Origin of the sequence: Rathayibacter sp. AY2B5 (assembly GCF_002931645.1) — a bacterium.
GTDB lineage: Bacteria > Actinomycetota > Actinomycetes > Actinomycetales > Microbacteriaceae > Rathayibacter.
This window is the reverse complement of record NZ_PSUE01000001.1, coordinates 151,979-172,933: the sequence shown is the minus strand read 5'-3', so window position 1 is coordinate 172,933 and position 20,955 is coordinate 151,979. Positions and strand designations below refer to the sequence as shown.

The following is a 20,955-nucleotide window of genomic DNA, read 5'->3' as shown; positions in this document are numbered from 1 at the left end:
TCAGTTCTTCTTTCTCGAGTAGAAGGGGAGCTCGGTGACGGTCATCGGGAGGCGCGTGCCGCGGATGTCGACGGCGAGCGCCGTCCCGGGCTGCGCGGAGGCGGGGGCGACGTAGGCCATCGCGATCGGGACGCCCAGGGTCGGCGAGAGGACGCCGCTGGTGACCACTCCGACCTCGTCGTCGCCGGAGAGGACGGTGTAGTCGGCACGGGCGGCGCGGCGGCCCTCGCCGACGAGCCCGACGAGCACGGGAGCGTCTCCGGAGGGACCCTCCTCGCTGGCCGCGCGGCCGACGAAGTCGATCGGCTTCCCGAAGGCGACGACGCGGCCGAGGCCGGCCTGTGCGGGGAAGACGTCGCGGGAGAGCTCGTGGCCGTAGAGCGGCATGCCCGCCTCGAGGCGGAGGGTGTCGCGGGCGGCGAGGCCGGCGGGGACGAGGCCCGCTCCGGCGCCGGTCTCGGCGAGAGCCTGCCAGAGCGTGGGAGCGGAGTCGGGCGAGACGTAGATCTCGAAGCCGTCCTCGCCTGTGTACCCGGTGCGCGCGATCAGGATCGGGTGCGCCTCGAAGGTCGCGGGCACGGCGCGGTAGTAGCGCAGCTCCGCGAGCAGGCGGGCGGCGTCGTCCGTGTCGAGCACCGACTCCGCTCCCCGCTCGGTCTCGACGGCGAGGCCCTGGACGTTCTGCAGGATCTCGAGCGAGCGCGGGCCCTGCAGCGCGATGAGGGCGACGTCGTCGCTCTCGTCGAACAGCTCGCACTCGAACATCGCGGTGCGGTCGCGGAGCGTCTCGACGACGATGTGCCGGTTGGCCGCGTTCGCGACGACCATGAAGCGGTCCTCGCCCGTGCGGTAGACGACGAGGTCGTCGATCACGCCGCCCGTGCGCTCCAGGAGGAGGGTGTACTTCGCGCGGCCGGCGGCGACGGCCGAGATGTCGCTCGCCAGCGCGTAGTCGAGGGCGTCGACCGCCTCGGGGCCGACGACGAGGATCTCGGCCATGTGCGAGAGGTCGAAGAGGCCGGCGGCGGTGCGCACGGCGTGGTGCTCGGCGAGATCGCCAGAGTAGCGGACCGGCATCTGCCACCCGGCGAAGTCGGTGAAGGACGCGCCGGCGGCGACGTGCACCTCGTGCAGGGGCGAGTAGCGGGCTTCGGGGCTGGTCGTCGGGGTCTCGGACATGAGTTCTCCATTTCGTCGCAGTGCTGGACTCGCGCCGCGTTCGCGGCAGAGCACAGCAGTGCCGTGGGAACTCCCCCTCTGTCGTGGAGCCTGAGAGATTCGCGCCGCCCCGAGGGGTCGAGCGCTTTCACCATGGGCGGATCCGAGCGGATCGCTTTCCAGAGTGGCCAGTTCGACGCGGTACAAGACCTGAGAGATTGGCGGGGAGGCTTGCTCCTTCGGTGCCGACCGGAGTCGGCTCTCCCGCGTCGCGTATTGCGGCCCGGTATTCGGTTGTGCGGTCAGCCTAGCGGGCGGGGCGGGCCCGTAGCGGCGTGTCGCTTCTCCCGCTAGGTGTTCAGGTGTTGGTGACACTAAGGTGATCCCAGCACTTACAGTCGGTGCGACTCTTAGTAGGGGGCATCGGATGCCGGACGTGCAGCTCGCCGTGTCGACGGTGATCTTCGCCCTGCGGCCGCACCCGGAGACCGGAGCGAGCACCGTCTGGATCCCCGTCGTCCGGCGCATCCGCGAGCCGTTCGAGGGACTCTGGGCACTGCCCGGCGGACCGCTGCATCCGGACGAGGATCTCGCCGAATCGGCCCGCCGCACTCTCCGCGAGACCACGGGCCTGGCTCCGCGCTACCTCGAGCAGCTCTACGCCGTCGGCGGCACCGACCGCTCCCCCGGTGAGGACCGCGTCGTGTCGATCGTCTACTGGGCGCTCGTGCGCTCCGCCGAGGCCGACGAGGCCATCGTGGGAGAGAACGTCGCCTGGCTCTGCACCGATCTGCCGCTCGAGCTCGCCTTCGACCACGGACTGATCGTCGACTACGCCCTCTGGCGCCTGCGCAACAAGATGGAGTACTCCCGCATCGCGCAGGCCTTCCTCGGCGGCGCCTTCACCCTGTCCCAGCTGCGGGAGGTCCACGAGGCCGTCCTGCAGAAGCCCCTCGACCCGGCCAACTTCCGCCGGACGATCGAGAGCTCCGGCACCGTGGTGCCCACCGGGGAGCGCCTGACGGGCACCCGCCACCGTCCCCCGCGCCTCTACCGCTACGACGAGTCGGCGGCGCTCGTCGACAACGGCCCGCTGCCCGTCTGAGCGCGCCGCCCGACTCCCCCACCCGCCTCACGAGGAGAACACCGTGACATCCGTCGACAGCACCATCCGGCTCATCGAGGGCGGCTCCGCGCCCGGCGCCACCTGCGCGCCCGAGCTCGCGGAGGCCCCCTGGTCGTTCGACCTCGGCCTGCCCGCCTACGGGCCCGGCGCCTCCCAGGCCGACCCGATCCCGGCCGACGCCCCGGTCCAGGGACGTCTGCCGGAGGAGTACACGACGGCGAGCGCCGACGAGCTGCACCACCGCATCCTCGCGGCGAAGGAGACCCTCGGCGAGCGGGTCGTCGTGCTCGGGCACTTCTACCAGCGGGACGAGGTGGTGCAGTACGCCGACTACGTGGGCGACTCGTTCCAGCTGGCGAAGGCGGCGACGAGCCGGCCCGACGCCGAGGCGATCGTCTTCTGCGGCGTGCACTTCATGGCGGAGACGGCCGACATCCTCTCCGGACCGGAGCAGGCCGTGATCCTCCCGAACCTGGCGGCCGGCTGCTCGATGGCGGACATGGCCGACATCGACTCCGTCGAGGACGCCTGGGCCGAGCTCACCGAGCTCTACGGCACCGAGCCGGACGCCGACGGCCGCGTGCCGCTCGTCCCGGTCACGTACATGAACTCCTCCGCCGCGCTGAAGGCGTTCTGCGGCCGCAACGGAGGCGTGGTCTGCACCTCCTCGAACGCGGCGACCGTTCTCGAGGACGCGTTCGCGCGCGGGCAGCGGGTGCTGTTCTTCCCCGACCAGCACCTCGGCCGCAACACCGCCAAGGCGATGGGCGTTCCGCTGGAGCGGATGCCGATGTGGAACCCGCGGAAGCCGCAGGGCGGCTCCGACACCGCGACGCTCCTGGACGCGCAGGTGATCCTCTGGCACGGCTTCTGCTCGGTGCACAAGCGCTTCACGACGGCCCAGATCGCGAAGGCGCGCGCCGAACACCCGGGCGTGCGCGTGATCGTGCACCCGGAGTGCCCGATGGCGGTCGTCGACGCGGCCGACGAGTACGGCTCGACCGACTACATCGTGAAGGCGATCCAGGCGGCACCCGCGGGATCGACCTTCGCGATCGGCACCGAGATCAACCTGGTGCAGCGCCTCGCCGTCCAGTACCCGCAGCACACGATCTTCTGCCTCGACGACGTGGTCTGCCCCTGCTCGACCATGTACCGCATCCACCCCGGCTACCTCGCCTGGGTGCTCGAGGGACTGGTCGCGGGGACGGTGCTCAACCGCATCGAGGTCGCGGAGTCGGTGCAGGCCGAGGCGCGCATCGCCCTCGAGCGGATGCTCGCGGCCGTTCCGCCCGCCGGGCCGACGGCGGTCTGACATGGCGCGGGTCGTCGTCGTCGGCAGCGGCATCGCCGGGCTGGTCGCTGCGCTGACGGCGCAGCGCCGCCACGAGGTGCTGCTCGTCACCAAGGGCGCGCTGGCGGAGTCGTCGACGCGCGCCGCGCAGGGCGGGATCGCCGCGGTCACGGCGCCGGGCGACTCCGTGGCGCTGCACGTGGAGGACACGCTCACCGCCGGTGCGGGCCTCGCCGTGCGCTCGGCGGTCGAGGTGCTCTGCGCCGAGGGGCCGGAGGCGGTCGCGGTGCTGCAGGAGTGGGGCGTCGGCTTCGACCGCGAGGGCGGCGAGCTGGCGCGGGGACTCGAGGGCGCCCACTCGCGTCCGCGGATCCTGCACGCCGGCGGCGACGCGACGGGCGCCGCGATCGAGGCCGCTCTCGTGGCGGCGGTGCGGGCCTCGTCGGTCGAGGTGCGCGAGCACGCCGCCCTGGTCGACCTGGTGCGGGAGGGCGGCTCGGTCACGGGCGCCGACGTCCTGCACGACGGCGTGCTCGAGCGCCTGGCAGCCGACGCGGTCGTGCTGGCCACCGGAGGCGCCGGGCAGCTCTACCGGCACACCACCAATCCGTCCGTCGCGACCGGGGACGGGCTCGCCGCCGCCCTGCGGGCCGGAGCGGAGACGGCGGACCTGGAGTTCTACCAGTTCCACCCGACCACGCTCGCGCTGCCGGGAGGCTTCCTCGTCTCGGAGGCGGTGCGCGGCGAGGGCGCGGTGCTGCGCGACGCCGCCGGCGAGCGGTTTCTGGCCGGGGTGCACCCCGAGGCCGAGCTGGCGCCGCGCGACGTCGTGGCGCGCGCGATCGCGGAGCGGATGCGGCTGCAGGGCGGACTGCCCGTGCACCTGGACGCCCGGGCGATCGACTCCGAGGTGCTGGCGAAGAGGTTCCCGACGATCTCGGCGGCCTGCCGCGAGAACGGGCTCTCGCTCGCCGACGACCTGCTGCCCGTGACTCCGGCCGCGCACTACTGGATGGGCGGGATCGCGACCGACCTGGACGGGCGCACCAGCCTCCCCGGGCTGCTCGCGGTCGGCGAGGTCGCCCGCACCGGCGTCCACGGCGCGAACCGCCTCGCCTCCAACAGCCTGCTCGAGGGCGTCGTGTTCGCGCGCCGCGCGGCGCTCGCCCTCGACTCCCTCTCCTGGAGCGGGGGCCCGGTCGCCCCTCCCCGCGCCGTCGTCCCGATGACGCTCGACCGCACCGCTCTCCAGGACGCGATGTGGGCGGGAGCCGGCCTCTCCCGGGACGCGGCGGGGCTCACAGCGGCGCGCGGCGCGCTCGTCGCCTCCGCCTCGCCCGCTCCGCTCGGACTGAGGACGCTCGAGGACGCGAACCTGCTGACCTGCGCCCTCGCTCTCATCGACGCCGCGCTCGCGCGCACGCACTCCGTCGGCGCCCACCACCGCATCGACTCCCCCGACCCCGCGACGGCGAGCGCCGCCGCCCCCACCAGAGAGGCGGCCCTTCCGTGCTGACCCGCCAGAGCATCGACCGCGTCGTCACCCTCGCCCTCGAGGAGGACGCGCCCTGGGGCGACCTGACCTCCGACACCCTCCTCCCCGCGGACGCCACCGCGAGCGCAGCCCTCGTGGCCCGCGAGCCCGGCGTCTTCAGCGGCGGCGCCGTCCTCGTCGGCACGATGCGGCAGGTCGACTCCCGGATCCGCTGCTCGGTGCTCGTAGAGGACGGCGCGGTCTTCGAGGCCGGGCAGACCCTCGCCCGGATCGAGGGCCCCGCGGGCGGCGTGCTCCGCGGCGAGCGGGTCGCGCTCAACCTCGTGCAGCGGATGAGCGGCATCGCCACCCTGACGGCGCAGTACGTCGCCGCGGTGGAGGGGACGCGCGCCCGCATCGTCGACACCCGCAAGACCACGCCGGGCCTGCGCGCGCTCGAGAGGCACGCCGTCCGCAGCGGCGGCGGCCGCAACCACCGCTTCTCGCTCTCGGACGCGGTGCTGGCGAAGGACAACCACCTCGCGGTGCTCGCCGCGCGCGGGATCGACCTGACCGCGGCCCTGCGGGCGGCGCGCGCCTCGATCCCGCACACGGCGCACCTCGAGGTCGAGGTCGACCGGCTCGACCAGATCGAGCCCGCGCTGGCGGGAGGCGCGGACACGATCATGCTCGACAACTTCACCCCCGAGCTGCTCCGCCAGGGCGTCGCCCTCATCGGCGGGCGGGCCGTGGTCGAGGCGAGCGGCGGCGTCGACCTCTCGACCGTGCGCGCGATCGCGGAGGCGGGGGTCGACGTGATCTCCGTCGGCGCGCTCACCCACAGCGTCCGCTCGCTCGACCTCGGCCTGGACATCGCGGTCGAGTGATCTACCTCGACCACGCCGCGACCTCGCCCGTGCGCCGCGAGGTGCTGGAGGCCATGTGGCCGTTCCTCACCGCCGAGTACGGCAATCCGTCGAGCAGCCACTCGCTCGGCGACGCCGCGGCGCGCGCGCTGGAGGCGGCGCGCGCTCACGTGGCCCGCTTCCTCGGCGGCCGCGCCTCCGAGACGCTCTTCACCTCCGGCGGCACGGAGTCGATCAACACGGCGGTCAAGGGCCTCGCGCTGGGATCGCCGCGCGGACGGCACCTGGTGATCTCGGCGCTCGAGCACGAGGCGACCGTCGAGTCGGCCGACCACCTCCGGCGCCTGCACGGCTTCGAGGTGTCGACGGCCCCCGTCGACGCGACCGGCCTGCTCGACCTCGACGCGCTCGCCGCGCTGGTCCGGCCGGACACCGCGCTGGTCTCGGTGCTCGCGGCGAGCAACGAGATCGGGACGGTGCAGGACGTTCCGGCGATCGCGGCGCTCTGCCGATCGCGCGGCGTGCCGCTGCACGTGGACGCCGTCCAGGCCGCCGGCTGGCTGGACGTCGCGGGCTGGGGCGCCGACGCGGTCTCGGTCTCGGGGCACAAGCTCGGGGCGCCGAAGGGCGTGGGGGCGCTGCTGCTGCGCAGCCGGCTCCCGTTCGAGCCCCTGCTGCACGGCGGCGGCCAGGAGCGGGAGCGGCGCTCGGGCACCGAGAACGTGGCCTTCGCGGTCGCGCTCGGCACCGCGGTGCGCCTGCTCGATCCGGACCGCGCGGCGCGGGTCGGAGCGGTCCGGGACGCGTTCGCCGAGCGGGTCGCGGCCCTGGCGCCCCGGGCCGTGCCGCTGGGCTCCGCGGCGCACCGGCTCCCCTCGATCGCCGCGTACGCCGTCCCCGGGCGCAGCGGCGAGTCGACGCTCCTCGAGCTGGAGGAGCGCGGCGTCGTCGTCTCGAGCGGCTCGGCGTGCGCCGCCGGGCGCGACGAGCCCTCGCCCGCGCTGCTGGCCCTCGGCCTCGACCCCGACGTCGCCCGGACCGCCGTGCGGTTCAGCTTCGGCGAGGGCGCCACGCTCGAGGAGGCCGAGGCCGCGTCCTCCGCGCTCTCCACGGTCCTCACCTGAGACCTCTCGCAGCGGATCCCCGTCGATCGGGAATGTCCGGGGCGTCCGCCGCTGTTCTCCCTCCGTACCCCGCATCCGCGCCCGCGAGTCGAGCCGTCGATGCGCCCCTCACACCGATCCCCTCACGACCGGAGAACACCTGTGACCGAGCGCAGCACCCTTCCCGCCGCGCGGCCCGCCGCACCCGCCGCCGCCACGACCCTCGAGCCGCGCAGCCGCCTGGTCATCAGCCTCCTGCTGGTGTCGGCGTTCGTCGTGATCCTCAACGAGACGATCATGAGCGTGGCGCTGCCCGACCTCATGCGCGACTTCGACGTCGAGGCGCACGTGGGCCAGTGGCTCTCGACCGCCTTCATGCTCACGATGGCCGTCGTCATCCCGATCACGGGCTACCTGATCCAGCGGCTGCACACCCGCACGCTCTTCGCCGCCGCGATGATCCTCTTCAGCCTCGGCACGCTCACCGCCGCGCTCGCCCCGACCTTCGCGGTCCTCCTGGCGGCCCGCGTGGTGCAGGCCGGCGGCACGGCCATCATGATGCCGCTGCTGATGACGACCGTGATGACGCTGGTGCCCCCGGCGATCCGCGGCCGGATGATGGGCAACATCTCGATCGTCATCTCGGTGGCTCCGGCCGTCGGACCGACGATCTCGGGCGTCATCCTCAACTTCCTCGGCTGGCGCTGGATGTTCTGGATCGTGCTGCCGATCGCGATCGGCGCGCTTCTCCTGGGCCTGCGCAAGGTCGAGAACGTCACCGAGCCCCGCTCCATCCCGATCGACTCGCTCTCGGTCGTCCTCTCGGTCTTCGGCTTCGGCGGCCTCGTCTACGGCCTGTCGAGCCTCGGCGAGGGCGGAGGCGCTGTCGTCGCGCCGTGGATCCCGTTCGTCGTCGCGGGCCTCGGCCTCGCGGGCTTCATCGCGCGCCAGCTGCTGCTGCAGCGCACCGACCGGGCCCTGCTGGACCTCCGGACCTTCTCCTCCGCGAACTTCACCATCGTCATCGCGATGATGGCGGTCAGCATGTCGGCGCTCTTCGGCACGCTGATCCTGCTGCCCCTCTACACGCAGAACGTGCTGGGCCTCACTCCGCTGGAGACCGGGCTGCTCCTGCTCCCCGGCGGCCTGCTGATGGGCCTGCTCGCGCCGTTCGTCGGCCGCGGCTACGACCGCTTCGGCCCGCGCGTGCTGCTCGTGCCCGGCTCGATCGTCGTCGCCGGCGCACTGTGGGGGTACACCCTGCTCGCGGCGGACTCGTCGCCCTGGTTCGTCCTCTCGCTGCACGTCACCCTCAGCCTGGGCCTCGCCTTCGTCTTCACGCCGCTGTTCACCGCCGGCCTCGGCTCGGTGCGCCCCTCGCTCTACTCCCACGGCAGCGCCATCATCGGCACCGTGCAGCAGCTGGGCGGCGCGGCCGGCACGGCGCTGTTCGTCACCGTCCTCTCGATCCGGTCGGCGGAGCTCGCGCAGGGCGGCGCCGACGAGGTCGCCTCCTACGCCGGCGGCATCCACTCCGCGTTCCTGTGGGGCGCGTCGATCGCGACGGTCGCGATCGTGGCCGCGTTCTTCGTCCGCCGCCCGGCGGAGTCGGACGCGCCGCTCCCGATGGCGCACTGAGCCGGGGGGGCCGACCCCGCCTGTTCACCTCCGCGTCACTCCGCCTCCCTACGGTGTCGCCCCGGCCGCCGCGCTCCCGATCGCGCGGCCGGGACGGAGACGAGACGTGACCGAGACGGCCGGCCCCCAGGACGTGCTCGACGCCGGAGCGGCCACCCCGCCTCCCCGCACGCTGGTCGACGTCCTCCGCGACACCGCGGAGCGCCACCCGGACGCCTCCGCCCTGGAGGACCCGGCCGGCGCGCTCAGCTACCGGGAGCTGCTGGCCCGCACGGTGCAGCTCGCGGGCGAGCTCACCGCCGCCGGGGTCCGACGCGGCGACCGTGTCGGGATCCGCATGCCCAGCGGCTCCCGCGAGCTCTACCTCGCGATCCTGGCCGTCCTCGCCGCGGGAGCCGCGTACGTCCCGGTGGACGCGGACGACCCCGAGGAGCGGGCGCGCCTCGTCTTCGGCGAGGCCGCCGTCCGCGGCGTGATCACCGGCTCCGGCCGCTTCGAGCGCACCGGCGCCGACGAGCCGGCCGCGCGCCTGTTCACCGCGAGCGCGCCGCACCCGAGCACGGCGTCGATCCCGCTGCTGCAGCCGCCCTCGCTCGAGGACGACGCCTGGATCATCTTCACCTCCGGCTCCACCGGAACCCCCAAGGGAGTGGCGGTCAGCCACCGCTCCGCCGCCGCCTTCGTCGACGCCGAGGCGCGCCTGTTCCTCCAGGCGGAGCCGCTCGGCCCCGGGGACCGGGTGCTGGCCGGTCTCTCGGTCGCGTTCGACGCGTCCTGCGAGGAGATGTGGCTCGCCTGGCGGCACGGCGCCTGCCTCGTCCCCGCTCCCCGCTCGCTGGTCCGCAGCGGCATGGACCTCGGCCCCTGGCTGACCACGCACGGCATCACCGTGGTCTCGACCGTGCCGACCCTCGCGGCGCTCTGGCCCGCGGAGTCGCTCGAGAACGTCCGCCTGCTGATCTTCGGCGGCGAGGCGTGCCCGCCGGAGCTCGGCGAGCGCCTGGCCGTCGAGGGCCGCGAGGTCTGGAACACCTACGGGCCGACCGAGGCCACCGTCGTCGCCTGCGCCGCGCCCCTCGGCGGGCCTCCCCCGGTGCGCATCGGGCTGCCGCTGGACGGCTGGCGGCTCGCCGTCGTGGACGCGGACGGGCAGCGGGTCGGCGAGGGCGAGGTCGGCGAGCTGGTCATCGGCGGGGCCGGGCTCGCGCGCTACCTCGACCCGGTCAAGGACGCCGAGAAGTACGCGCCGGCACCGCTCCTGGGCTGGGAGCGGGCCTACCGCTCCGGCGACCTGGTGCGCTTCGAGAGCGCCGGCCTGATCTTCCAGGGGCGCGCGGACGACCAGGTGAAGCTCGGCGGTCGGCGGATCGAGCTCGGCGAGGTCGAGGCGGCGCTGCAGGCGCTCCCCGGAGTCTCGGGGGCGGCGGCCGCGGTCCGCACCACGGCGGCCGGCAACCAGGTCCTCGTCGGCTACCTGGCCCTCGCCGGCGGCCGGGAGCTCGACCGCGACGCGGCGCTCGCCCGCCTGCGTGAGGAGCTGCCCGCATCCCTCGTGCCGCTGCTGGCCGTGGTCGAGGAGCTGCCGACCCGCGTCTCCGGCAAGGTCGACCGCGCCGCACTCCCCTGGCCGCTCGCCGTGGGCACGACCGAGGACGCCTCCCTCGACCCCGAGGAGGCGTGGCTCGCCGCCCTCTGGCGCGACGTGCTCGGCGTGCCGGTCGACGAGCGGGCGAACTTCTTCGACCTCGGCGGCGGCTCCCTCGCCGCCGCCCAGCTGGTCGCGCGGATCCGCGAGCGCGACCCCGAGTTCACGGTCGCCGACGTCTACGCCCACCCGCGTCTCGCGGCGATGGCCGCCGAGATCCAGAGCCGCTCGACCGGCACTGCGGAGGTGTCCGCTCACCGCATCGCGCCGGTCCCCCTCAGGATGCGCGTGCTGCAGACCCTCCTCGGCGCACCGCTGCTCGTGCTCGGCAGCGCCCGCTGGGTCACTGCGATCCTCACCGTCACCGCGGTGCTCGACCTGGTGCCGGGGTTCGGCTGGCTGCCCACCGCTCCGCTCGCCGCGCTGATCCCCGCGTTCGCGCTCTTCCTCACGCCGTTCGGGCGGATGGGGCTCACCGTCCTCGCCGCGCGCACCCTGCTGCGCGGGATCCGAGCCGGAGACCACCCGCGCGGCGGGAGCGTGCACCTCCGGCTCTGGCTGGCCGAGCAGATCGCGTTCCAGCTCAAGGCCGTGAGCCTGGCGGGCGCGCCCTGGGTCGCCTACTACGCCCGCGCGCTCGGTGCCCGCATCGCCGACGACGTCGACCTGCACTCCCTCCCTCCGCTGACTGGGATGCTCACGCTCGGGCGCGGCGCCGCGATCGAGCCCGAGGTCGACCTCTCCGGCTACTGGATCGACGGCGACGTCCTGCGCGTCGGCGCCGTCCGGGTCGGCGCGGGCAGCACGGTGGGCGCGCGCAGCACGCTCCTCCCCGGCGCCCGGATCGGCAAGCACGCGCAGATCGAGCCGGGATCGGCCGTCTTCGGGCGGGTGCCGGCCGGGCAGCGCTGGGGAGGATCCCCCGCCCAGCGGCTCGGCAGGGCGAACGCCGGGTTCCCCTCGGAGCGCCCGGCGCGCCGCCCGGGCTGGGTCTGGGCGTACGGAGCGTCCGCGGTCGGCCTCGCAGCGGTCCCGGTCCTCGCCCTCGCGGCCGGGCTCGCCGTCGTGGCCGCCGCCGTGCGCGGCTCGGCCGGCCTCGGCGCCGCGCTCGGGCCCGCTCTCGCCGCCCTCGTGCCCGCCGTCGCCGTCTCCGGAGTCGTCCTCGCCGCCCTCGTCGTCGTCCTGGTGCGCCTGCTCGGCCGGGGCGTCGAGCCGGGCACCCACCCCGTGCGCGGTCGGATCGGCTGGCAGGTCTGGTCGACGGAGCGGCTGCTCGACTCCGCGCGGGTCCTGCTCTTCCCGCTCTACTCGGGCCTGTTCACCCCGGTCTGGCTGCGGCTCCTCGGCGCGAAGGTCGGACGCGACGTCGAGGCCTCGACGGTGCTGCTCCTGCCCGCGATGACGACCATCCGCGACGGCGCGTTCCTCGCCGACGACACGCTCGTCGCCTCCTACGCGCTCGGCGGCGGCTGGATGCGGCTCGCCCGCGCCGAGATCGGCGAGCGCGCGTTCCTCGGCAACTCCGGCATGGCGGCTCCCGGTCACACCGTGCCCGCCGGCGGACTCGTCGCCGTCCTCTCCTCCGCGCCCCGGAAGTCGAAGGCGGGCTCGTCGTGGCTCGGCTCACCGCCCGTGCGGCTGCGGCGCACCGTCGTCGAGGCGGAGTCGGCGCGCACCTTCCGCCCGGCCCGCCGACTCCGCGCGGCCCGCATCGCGTGGGAGCTCGGCCGCTTCGTCCCGGTGGTCGTCTCGGTCGCGATCGGCCTCGGCGTGGTCGCCGGACTGCTCGCGCTGATCCAGACGCTCGGGGCGGTGCTCGCCGCGCTCGTGGGAGGCGTCGTGCTGCTGGCCGCCGGGGCGGTCGCCGCGGCCGTCTCCACCGCCGCGAAGTGGATCCTGATCCAGCGGGTCGAGCCGAGCGAGCAGCCGCTGTGGTCCTCGTTCGTCTGGCGGAGCGAGCTGGCCGACGCCTTCACCGAGATGGTCGCCGCGCCCTGGTTCGCCCACGCCGCCGCGGGCACTCCGGCGCTGGTCTGGTGGCTGCGGAGCCTCGGCGCCCGGATCGGACGCGGCGTCTGGTGCGAGAGCTACTGGCTCCCCGAGGCCGATCTGATCTCGCTCGGCGACGGAGCGACCGTGAACCGGGGCTGCGTCGTGCAGACGCACCTGTTCCATGATCGAATCATGAGCATGGATCTCGTGAGCCTCGACGCCGGCGCCACCCTGGGCCCGCACAGCGTGATCCTCCCCGCCGCGCGGATCGCCGAGCACGGCACGGTCGGCCCGGCCTCGCTCGTGATGCGGGGGGAGCTCGTGCCCGCGGGCAGCCGCTGGAGCGGCAACCCGATCGGCCCGTGGCGCGAGGTGCGCGTCGCCGACTACCACGCGCCCGTCGCGTGAGCCCCGCGCTGACCGGGCTCGAGACCGCCGGCGACCCCTACGTCCCCGGCATCGGGAACACCGGCTACCGCGTCGAGTCCTACGACCTCGACCTCGACTACCGCGTCGCCTCGAACCGCCTGACCGGCCGGGCCGTGCTGCGGATCGTCGCGCTGCAGTCGCTCCGGCGGTTCTCCCTCGACCTCTCCCGGCTCCGCGTGGCCCGCGTCCGGATCGACGGACGCCGCGCCCGCCACGAGCAGGCGCCGCACAAGCTGCGGGTGTCCCCCGCCGAGCCGCTGGCCGCCGGCGAGAGCGTCGACGTCGAGATCGAGTACAGCGGCCACCCCGCCCCCCGCGCCACCCACTGGGGCGAGCTCGGCTGGGAGGAGCTGGAGGACGGGGTGCTCGTCGCCTCGCAGCCCTCCGGCTCCTCCACCTGGTTCCCCTGCAACGACGACGTCGCCGAGAAGGCTCCGTACCGCCTGCGCGTCACCGCCGAGGAGGGCTACGCCGTGCTCGCGAACGGGGTGCTCATCGACTCGAGCGCCCGCTCCGGCCGCCGCACCTGGCTCTACGAGCAGCGCGAGCCCAGCGCCGCGTACCTCGCCTCGGTGCAGATCGGCCGCTACGCGATCGAGGAGTGCGTGCTCGCCGGCGTCGCGGTGACCCTCGCCCGCCCCGCCGCCCTGGCCGCTCGGGTCGCGCACGACTTCGCTCCGCTCGAGCGCATGCTCGCCCTGTTCACGCGGCTGTTCGGGCCCTACCCCTTCGCCCGCTACTGCGTCGTCGTCACGGCGGACGAGCTGGAGATCCCGCTCGAGGCGCAGGCGATGGCGGTGTTCGGCGCCAACCACGCCGACGGCCGCGGCGGCTCGGAGCGCCTCATCGCGCACGAGCTCGCGCACCAGTGGTTCGGCAACAGCGTGGGCATCGCCCGGTGGCGCCACATCTGGCTCAACGAGGGGTTCGCCTGCTACGCGGAGTGGCTGTGGTCGGAGGAGTCGGGCCGCGCCACCGCCGACGCCTGCGCCCGCCGCCACCACGCGGTGCTGCGGGATGCGGCGCAGGATCTCGTGCTCGCCGATCCGGGGCCGGTCGCGCTCTTCGACGACCGCGTCTACAAGCGCGGCGCGCTCACCCTGCACGCGCTGCGGCTCACCGTCGGCGACGAGCCCTTCCTCCGGCTGCTGCGGGAGTGGACGTCCCGCTACTCCTCCGCCGCCGTCACCGACGAGGAGTTCCGCGAGCTCTGCACCGAGGTCCTCGGCGAGGGCGTGGACGACCTGCTCGACACCTGGCTCCTCGACGAGGAGCTGCCGCCGCTACCGTCCCGGCGCTGACACCAGCGAGTCCGCGAGCGCGTCGCCGTGCTCGCGCCGCCAGCCGATGATGGGCCCGGCGCCCGCGTCCCCCATCGGTCCGAGGGCGACGCTGACCCGCAGCGCGGGGTCCAGCTGCGGCTCGGCCAGCCGGAAGCGGACGCCGTCGATCCGCGCCTCCGCCGCGTGGTGCGACTCGTGCACGTGCACCCGGCGCGGGTCGAGCTCGAGCCCGCGGCCGTCCGCCTTCAGCGCGGCCTCGATCCGGGTCCAGTGCAGGACGGGGTCGGCGGGGCGCATCCCGCCCGTGGCGAAGGGCGCCCCGGCGATGCGCGTGATCCGCTCCCCGCGCTCGGGCGTGCCCAGCGTCGGCTCCACATCGACGCCGACCGCACCGGCGCTGCTCACCGCGACCACGACGGCGCCCGCGCAGTGCGCGATGCTCACCGACAGCAGCTCGAGCGCGATCCCGCGTCCCTCCAGCCGCGGCCGGCCGTGCGCGCCCCCGCAGCGAGGGCAGCACGCGACGACCCGGACCTCCGACGCGCGCGTCCCCGTGAGCTCGGCCGCGAGCATCCGCAGGAGCACCCGCCCGAAGACGAAGCGCTCGGCCGCCGACGCGGCGACCGTGCCGGCGTAGCGCTCGCGCTCCTCGTCGCTCAGCAGCGGCAGCAGCCGCTCGGCGTCCAGCGTCTGCTCGTCGAGCGCCAGCCAGCGCAGGTGCACCCCCGGCAGCTCCGCGCCGATCCCCGACTCCCCCATGTCCGTCCCCCCGGTCAGCTCGTCGCGGCGTGCTCGCCGCGCTCGTACACGTCCGCGGCCGATCCGACGATCAGCGGGTCCGGACCCAGCGGGCCCACGACCTCCTCGTCGCGTCCGTCGTAGTCGTAGAGGCTCAGGACGTAGCGCATGGCCTCGAGCCGGGCGCGCTTCTTGTCGTTGCTCTTCACGATGGTCCAGGGAGCGTCGGCGGTGTCGGTCGCCGCCATCATCGCCTCCTTGGCCGCGGTGTAGTCTCCCCACTTGTCGAGCGAGGCGAGGTCCATCGGCGAGAGCTTCCACTGGCGCACGGGGTCGATCATGCGGATCGTGAACCGGGTGCGCTGCTCCTCCGCCGAGACCGAGAACCACAGCTTCACCAGGTCGATGCCGTCGCCGACGAGCATCCGCTCGAACAGCGGCGTCTGGCGGATGAACTCGTCGTACTGCGCCGGCGTGCAGAAGCCCATCACGCGCTCCACGCCGGCCCGGTTGTACCAGGAGCGGTCGAAGAGGACGATCTCGCCGGCGGCCGGCAGGTGCGAGACGTAGCGCTGGAAGTACCACTGACCGGCCTCGCGCTCGGTCGGCTTCTCGAGCGCGACCACGCGGGCTCCGCGCGGGTTGAGGTGCTCGGTGAAGCGCTTGATGGTGCCGCCCTTGCCCGCGGCGTCGCGCCCCTCGAACACGACCACGAGTCGGCGCCCGTGCTTCTTGATCCAGTTCTGCAGCTTCAGCAGCTCGATCTGGAGGAGGCGCTTGCCCGCCTCGTACTCCTCGCGCGACATCCGCTCGTCGTAGGGGTAGCCCTCGCGCCAGGTGTCGATCTGCGTGCCGTCGCGGCGCAGGAGCACCGGATCGTCGTCGTCCTCGTCCAGCACGACGAGGTCCCGCGCGTCGGCGGGCGTGAGCGTGCGGAGCAGCTCGGGAGTGGGACGGAGGGCGTCATCGGCGGTGTCGGGCACGGAGGGACGCTAGTGCGCCCGTGCAACGCTCCGGTGAACGGCGGGTATCCCCGCGTCTGCGGGGAGGACGGTCGGACGGGCTGCCGCGCCGATAGCGGACCCGGCCGCCGGACGCGCAGGCTGACCACGACGGCTGTACGCGACCGAGGCTGCAGTGCTCGATCCGGTGCGTTCCCGCGAGGATCGACCGGCTCCGCCTCGTCTCGGGACGGCGTCAGCCGGGGAACGCCGCAGGAGGCAGGTCGGTCTCGCCGTCCTCGACCGCGTCGAGCAGCCGGTCGACCACGTCCTGCGGCGCCAGACCCGCGCCGAAGCGGGGCGCGTCTCCCGCGAGCGGGTGTTGGGACAGCTCGGTCTCGGTGTGGCCGGGGCGCGCGTCGAGCAGGAGGACGCCCGCCCGCTTGTACTCGCGGGCCGAGGCCTTCACGAAGGAGTGCAGTGCCGCCTTCGAGGCGGAGTACGCGGCGAGTCCCGCGGTCGGAGCCTCCGCCACCACGCCGCTGATGGTCAGCGCGAACGGCTCGCGCCCCTCGCCCGCCGACGCGACGAGCGACGGCAGCGCGGCGGTCAGCACCCGGATCGGCGCCAGCGCGTTCACCTCGACGAGCTCCTCCAGAACGGCCGGATCGAGCTCGGCGGAGGGCCCGAAGGCCACGACGCCCGCGGCCACGACGACGCCGTCGAGGCGCCCGTGCCGCTCGAGCACCTCGGCGACCACGCGCCGGGGCTCGTCCTCCCCGCGCAGGTCGGCGACCAGGGGTGCCTCGCCGAGCGCCGCGGAGTCGCGCCCCGAGCGCACCGCGACGGCACCGCGCGCCTCCAGCGAATCGGCCAGGAGGCGGCCGAGGCCGCCCGAGGCTCCGAGGACGAGGACGACGGCACCGTCGAGACGAGTCATGTGGCGAGCCTAGACGGGTGCGCTGTCGCGGATCGGCACTACCGTCCGAGCGACCGGGCCCCTACCGTGAGGCCCATGACACGACTGCAGAGCCGTGCCGTGCTGCACCGCCTGCTCGAGGTCCTCGAGGATCCCGCCCCCGTCACCATCGGCCACGCGCGTCACGTCCGGATGCTCGTCCGCGAGGCTCTGGAGTGGATCGCCGGCCCTCGGGCGCACGAGTCCGGTGCGTGGAGCGGCCCCGCTTCGGGAGAGCCCGCGGCCGCGCTCGCCCCCGAGGATCCCGCCGCCACGGACCCGGGTCTCTGACGCTCCCGCCCTCCTCGTAGACTCGTTCGCCGGAGGAACGGGGGGGGTCGATGGACGAGGGTGCGCCGGCGGGCTGGTACCGCGACGAGGCCGATGCGGCCGAGATGCGCTGGTGGAACGGCAAGCGGTTCACCGAGGCGCGCCGCTCCGCGCAGGACAGTGCCGCGGTGGTGCGGGACGCACCCGTCACCCCCGTCACGGAGCGCGTCGTCTACCGCCTCCCGAACGCCGACGGCGCCCCGAGCGTCGACGCCCTCGCCGAGGCCGAGCGGATCGAGGAGATCGCCGATCTGATCGGCCGCACGCTCGAGCAGGGCGAGATCGACGAGCGGACCCTCGAGGTCGACCTGATCCCCGAGCCCGACCACCCCACCGGCCTCGACGCCGTCTCGGTCCGGGTCGGCGGCCGCGTCCTCGGCTACCTGCCGAACGCCTCCGCCCACCGGGCCGCTCTCGACCGGGTCGTGGCGAGCGGAGCCGTCCCGGTCACGACCGCGCGCCTCCGGGTCGAGCGCGGCGAGGAGGGCCTGCGGGCCGTCCTCCGCGTCGCCCTGGTCGCCCCCGAGCTGCTCGTGCCGCTCAACGAGCCGCCCGTCGAGCGCCACTCGATCCTCCCCTGGTCGCGGGGCCTGCCGATCCTGCGCGAGGACGAGCACTTCGCCCGCCTCTCGACGGTCGTTCCGGCGAGCGGTCGCGGCCTGCTGCTGGTGACCCTGCACCCGGCCGGCGACCTCGTCGAGCTCCGTCTCGACGGCGAGCGGGTGGGCGAGCTCTCCCCGACCCTCTCGGCGGATTTCGCCCCGACCCTCCGCCACCTCGCGAGCCTCGGCCTCACCGCCGCCGCCTACGCCTCCCTCCGCGGATCCCCGCTGAAGGTCGAGCTCACGCTGCAGGCCGCGAAGGCCGCGGAGCTGCCCGCCGAGTGGGTCGACGGCCGTCCGGTCACTCTCCCCCGACTCCTCCCGCCGGCCCGGACCTACTCCGTCCCGCCCGCGTACACGGCGCCGCTGCGTCCCACTCCCCGCAGCTCGGAGGCGGTCTCCCGCTCGGTCCGCCTGACCGTCGCCTGGGTGGTCGTCGGCGTCTGCACCCTCGTCGGGCTGTCGAGCTGGCTGATCGGGGACGTGCTGAACTGACGGGGCGGGGCGGACGTCCGGGGATGTGACCGGCCTCGTGTCGGACTCCCGGGGTCGGCGATCCCGCACCTCCGCGCAGAAGCGCCCGGCTCGCGGATCCGGGGATCCGAGCGAACCGGGCGCCTCGAGCCGAGCGCGGCCGTCTTACACGTTGAAGCGGAACTCCACGACGTCGCCGTCTTGCATGACATAGTCCTTGCCCTCGATGCGGGCCTTGCCCTTCGCGCGGGCCTCGGCGATGGAGCCGGTCTCGACGAGGTCGTCGAACGAGATGATCTCGGCCTTGATGAAGCCCTTCTGGAAGTCGGTATGGATCACACCGGCGGCCTGGGGCGCGGTCCAGCCCTTCCCGATGGTCCAGGCGCGCGTCTCCTTCGGGCCGGCCGTGAGGTACGTCTGGAGGCCCAGGGTGTCGAAGCCGATGGTCGCGAGCTGGTTGAGGCCCGACTCCGTCTGGCCGGTCGACTCGAGCATCTCGGCGGCGTCGGCCTCGTCGAGGTCGATCAGCTCGGACTCGATCTTCGCGTCGAGGAAGATCGCCTTCGCCGGCGCGACCAGGGCCGCGAGCTCGGCCTTCCGGGCGTCGTCGGTCAGCACGGCCTCGTCGACGTTGAAGACGTAGATGAACGGCTTGGCGGTCAGCAGGCCCAGCTCGCGGATCGGCTCCAGATCGATCGAGGAGGCCGACAGCGGCTTGCCCTGGTCGAGGAACTCGCGCGCCTTCTTCGCGGTCTCGACCACGATCGGCTCGATCTTCCTGCCCTTGAGCTCCTTCTCGTAGCGGGCCTCGGCCTTCTCGAGGGTCTGGAGATCGGCGAGGACCAGTTCGGTGTTGATCGTCTCCATGTCGCTGGCGGCGTCGACCTTGCCGTCGACGTGGACGACGTCGGAGTCCTCGAAGCCGCGGATGACCTGCGCGATGGCGTCGGCCTCGCGGATGTTCGCGAGGAACTTGTTGCCCAGGCCCTCGCCCTCGGACGCGCCGCGCACGATGCCGGCGATGTCGACGAAGGAGACGGGCGCCGGGAGGATGCGCTCGGAGCCGAAGATCCCGGCGAGCACCTCGAGGCGGGAGTCGGGCAGGTTCACCACACCCACGTTCGGCTCGATCGTCGCGAACGGGTAGTTCGCCGCGAGCACCGTGTTCTTGGTCAGTGCGTTGAAGAGCGTCGACTTGCCGACGTTGGGGAGACCGACGATTGCGATAGTGAGAGCCACGGGCATCCATCCTACGGCGTGGCGGCGGAAGGGCCGGGCGGGCGGGGCGCGGAGGAACGGGAGGCGCCCGCCCGCGGCCGGCGGGTGCTCCCGCCCGCTCGTGGCGACGCGCGCGCGACGCTCCCTGCGGCGTCGGAGGTGCGTGAGAGGCTGGAGCGTGCCCATCGACTTCACCGCCATCGACTTCGAGACCGCCAACTCGCACGGGGCCTCCGCCTGCTCCGTCGGGCTCGTGAAGGTCCGCGACGGCCGCGTCGTCGACCGCGCCGGCTGGCTCATCCGCCCGCCGTTGGGGTACGACGACTTCCTCGAGTGGAACACGCGGATCCACGGCATCCGCAAGCACGACGTGCACGCCGCCGCCTCCTGGGTCGACCAGTTCGCCGACCTGGCGGCCTTCGCCGGCGAGGACGTGTTCGTCGCGCACAACGCCGGCTTCGACATGGGCGTCATCCGCGCAGCCTGCGCGGCGACCTCCCTCGAGCACCCCGAGTACGACTACCTCTGCTCGCTGCAGCTCGCCCGCAAGACGTACGAGCTCGACTCCTACCGCCTCCCCGTCGTCGCCATGGCAGCGGGCTTCGAGGACTTCCGCCACCACGACGCGTCGGCCGACGCCGAGGCGTGCGCCGCGATCGTCGTGCACGCGGCCCGGCGGCACGGCGCCGCGAGCATGGCCGAGCTCGGCGAGCTGGCCGGCGTCTCCGTGAAGCGCCTGCGCCCGAAGGCCCCCGTCGCCGCCTGACGTCCGTCATGCCGAGCCGGCTCGAGACGATCGGCTCAGCCGCGGGGGTCGCCGAACCAGGTGCTGAAGATGCGCCAGAAGTTCCGGTTCCCGTAGGCCGAGCAGTCGTCGCCCTCGCCGTAGAGGTTCGCGAGCGCCGCCGCATTCGGCTGGTACGGCGTGTAGTAGTAGAGACCCGCCGTGGCCGCGTTGGCGATCGTCACCGGGGCGGTACCGCAGGACTCGTCCGGGGAGTAGCGGACGTCGCCGGCCGCGCCGACCGGGTACCAGTCGAAGCTCGAGTCCGGATTCCGGTAGCGCTGGAACTGCCACGCCGCTCCGTACACCTGCGCGGCGAAGCCGTAGGAGTCCGTGTCGCAGTCCGCGGTGTCCGGGCAGCCGTAGCCCGTGGCGCTGCGGAACTGCCGCTCGCTCGGCTCCGGATCGGTCACGAGCGACTGCTCCTTCTGCAGCAGCACCAGGAGGACGGCCGGATTCACGCCGCACGCGCCGGCGACCGAGGTGATGATCTCCGCGGCCGGGACGTCGCGTCCGGCGGGCAGCGCATCGCACTGCTCGTCGGCCGTGATCGCCGCGGTGTCCTCGGCGTAGTCGCGCAGGCACGGCACCGGCCCGCCCGCGCAGTCGGGGACGCGGGCGTCGAGGAACGCCTGCACCGTGAGCGGTCCGAGCGCGTCGCCGGCGAAGAAGACCTCGTCGGAGATCAGGTCGCCCGGGTCGAAGTCGGCCGCGACGGGGCCCGGCTGGAGGAAGGTCCACAGCCGGACGGTCTGCGGCTCGGACGGCACCGCTGCGAGGCGCGTGCCGTCGACGGAGCCTCCCAGCAGGAGTGCCACCAGCGCCGCGACGACGACGACCGCACCGCCCCGCCGGCGTCGGAGGCCGGTCGGGGACGGTGCGGTCGGGGTCATCCCTCCACG

Annotated in this window: 17 protein-coding genes and 1 riboswitch; of the genes, 11 read left to right on the top strand and 6 right to left on the bottom strand. The window is 74.0% G+C overall.

Annotation, left to right across the window (positions count from 1 at the left end; genetic code table 11):
* A complete protein-coding gene (gene gcvT / locus C5C30_RS00740) occupies positions 1–1,179 on the bottom strand; it encodes a glycine cleavage system aminomethyltransferase GcvT (RefSeq protein WP_104222970.1) in 1,179 nt (392 codons plus the stop codon).
* Between the two features lie 168 nt (positions 1,180–1,347).
* A riboswitch (glycine riboswitch) is annotated at positions 1,348–1,435 on the bottom strand.
* Positions 1,436–1,585: 150 nt separating this feature from the next.
* Between gcvT and C5C30_RS00735 the strand changes: the two genes are divergently transcribed.
* The 8 genes from C5C30_RS00735 (at position 1,586) to C5C30_RS00700 (ending at position 14,026) form a co-directional block, all read left to right on the top strand.
* Positions 1,586–2,263 (top strand): NUDIX domain-containing protein, encoded by a 678-nt coding sequence (locus C5C30_RS00735; RefSeq protein ID WP_104222969.1) that lies wholly within the window; start codon positions 1,586–1,588, stop codon positions 2,261–2,263.
* Positions 2,264–2,306: 43 nt separating this feature from the next.
* Positions 2,307–3,599 carry a quinolinate synthase NadA gene (nadA, locus tag C5C30_RS00730; RefSeq protein WP_104332994.1) on the top strand — a complete coding sequence of 431 codons (1,293 nt, stop codon included), beginning with the start codon at positions 2,307–2,309 and terminating at the stop codon, positions 3,597–3,599.
* A 1-nt stretch (position 3,600) separates the two neighbouring features.
* The gene (gene nadB / locus C5C30_RS00725; protein ID WP_104332993.1) at positions 3,601–5,094 is read left to right on the top strand and encodes an L-aspartate oxidase; all 1,494 of its coding nucleotides are present in this window, start codon (positions 3,601–3,603) and stop codon (positions 5,092–5,094) included.
* Positions 5,088–5,939: a carboxylating nicotinate-nucleotide diphosphorylase gene (gene nadC, locus C5C30_RS00720; RefSeq protein WP_104266935.1), complete on the top strand. Its 852-nt coding sequence runs from the start codon at positions 5,088–5,090 to the stop codon at positions 5,937–5,939. The genes nadB and nadC overlap by 7 nt, the downstream gene beginning before the upstream one ends.
* A complete protein-coding gene (locus C5C30_RS00715; protein WP_104246615.1) occupies positions 5,936–7,042 on the top strand; it encodes a cysteine desulfurase family protein in 1,107 nt (368 codons plus the stop codon). Before nadC ends, C5C30_RS00715 begins: the two co-directional genes overlap by 4 nt.
* 99 nt (positions 7,043–7,141) lie before the next feature.
* Positions 7,142–8,659 carry an MDR family MFS transporter gene (locus C5C30_RS00710; RefSeq protein WP_104246616.1) on the top strand — a complete coding sequence of 506 codons (1,518 nt, stop codon included), beginning with the start codon at positions 7,142–7,144 and terminating at the stop codon, positions 8,657–8,659.
* 106 nt (positions 8,660–8,765) lie between these two features.
* Positions 8,766–12,704 carry a Pls/PosA family non-ribosomal peptide synthetase gene (locus C5C30_RS00705; RefSeq protein WP_258063162.1) on the top strand — a complete coding sequence of 1,313 codons (3,939 nt, stop codon included), beginning with the start codon at positions 8,766–8,768 and terminating at the stop codon, positions 12,702–12,704.
* On the top strand, positions 12,701–14,026 hold the full coding sequence (locus C5C30_RS00700; RefSeq protein WP_258065740.1) for a M1 family metallopeptidase: 1,326 nt from the start codon (positions 12,701–12,703) through the stop codon (positions 14,024–14,026). Before C5C30_RS00705 ends, C5C30_RS00700 begins: the two co-directional genes overlap by 4 nt.
* On the opposite strand, the gene C5C30_RS00695 is transcribed toward C5C30_RS00700, so the two are convergent.
* From C5C30_RS00695 to C5C30_RS00685, 3 genes are all read right to left on the bottom strand, one after another.
* A complete protein-coding gene (locus tag C5C30_RS00695; RefSeq protein WP_104317624.1) occupies positions 14,009–14,767 on the bottom strand; it encodes a 4'-phosphopantetheinyl transferase superfamily protein in 759 nt (252 codons plus the stop codon). The genes C5C30_RS00700 and C5C30_RS00695 overlap by 18 nt on opposite strands.
* Positions 14,768–14,781: 14 nt before the next feature.
* A complete protein-coding gene (ppk2, locus tag C5C30_RS00690) occupies positions 14,782–15,642 on the bottom strand; it encodes a polyphosphate kinase 2 (RefSeq protein ID WP_244229668.1) in 861 nt (286 codons plus the stop codon).
* A gap of 301 nt (positions 15,643–15,943) precedes the next feature.
* Complete coding sequence (locus tag C5C30_RS00685) at positions 15,944–16,627, bottom strand: SDR family oxidoreductase (RefSeq protein ID WP_104317623.1); 684 nt, start codon at positions 16,625–16,627, stop codon at positions 15,944–15,946.
* A 75-nt stretch (positions 16,628–16,702) separates the two neighbouring features.
* Here C5C30_RS00685 and C5C30_RS00680 point away from each other — a divergent pair, with 75 nt between their 5' ends.
* Positions 16,703–16,936: a hypothetical protein gene (locus C5C30_RS00680; RefSeq protein ID WP_104222960.1), complete on the top strand. Its 234-nt coding sequence runs from the start codon at positions 16,703–16,705 to the stop codon at positions 16,934–16,936.
* Positions 16,937–16,986: 50 nt separating this feature from the next.
* Positions 16,987–18,072: a DUF2510 domain-containing protein gene (locus C5C30_RS00675; protein WP_104332992.1), complete on the top strand. Its 1,086-nt coding sequence runs from the start codon at positions 16,987–16,989 to the stop codon at positions 18,070–18,072.
* A gap of 144 nt (positions 18,073–18,216) precedes the next feature.
* On the opposite strand, the gene ychF is transcribed toward C5C30_RS00675, so the two are convergent.
* Positions 18,217–19,290: a redox-regulated ATPase YchF gene (ychF, locus tag C5C30_RS00670; protein WP_104222958.1), complete on the bottom strand. Its 1,074-nt coding sequence runs from the start codon at positions 19,288–19,290 to the stop codon at positions 18,217–18,219.
* Positions 19,291–19,447: 157 nt separating this feature from the next.
* On the opposite strand from ychF, the gene C5C30_RS00665 reads away from it, so the two are divergent.
* Positions 19,448–20,035, top strand: coding sequence for an exonuclease domain-containing protein (locus tag C5C30_RS00665; RefSeq protein ID WP_104224410.1), 588 nt, complete (start codon positions 19,448–19,450; stop codon positions 20,033–20,035).
* 35 nt (positions 20,036–20,070) lie between these two features.
* Here the strand turns inward: C5C30_RS00665 and C5C30_RS00660 are convergent, their stop codons facing one another.
* Complete coding sequence (locus C5C30_RS00660; protein ID WP_104332991.1) at positions 20,071–20,946, bottom strand: hemagglutinin; 876 nt, start codon at positions 20,944–20,946, stop codon at positions 20,071–20,073.
* Positions 20,947–20,955: the final 9 nt, after the last annotated feature.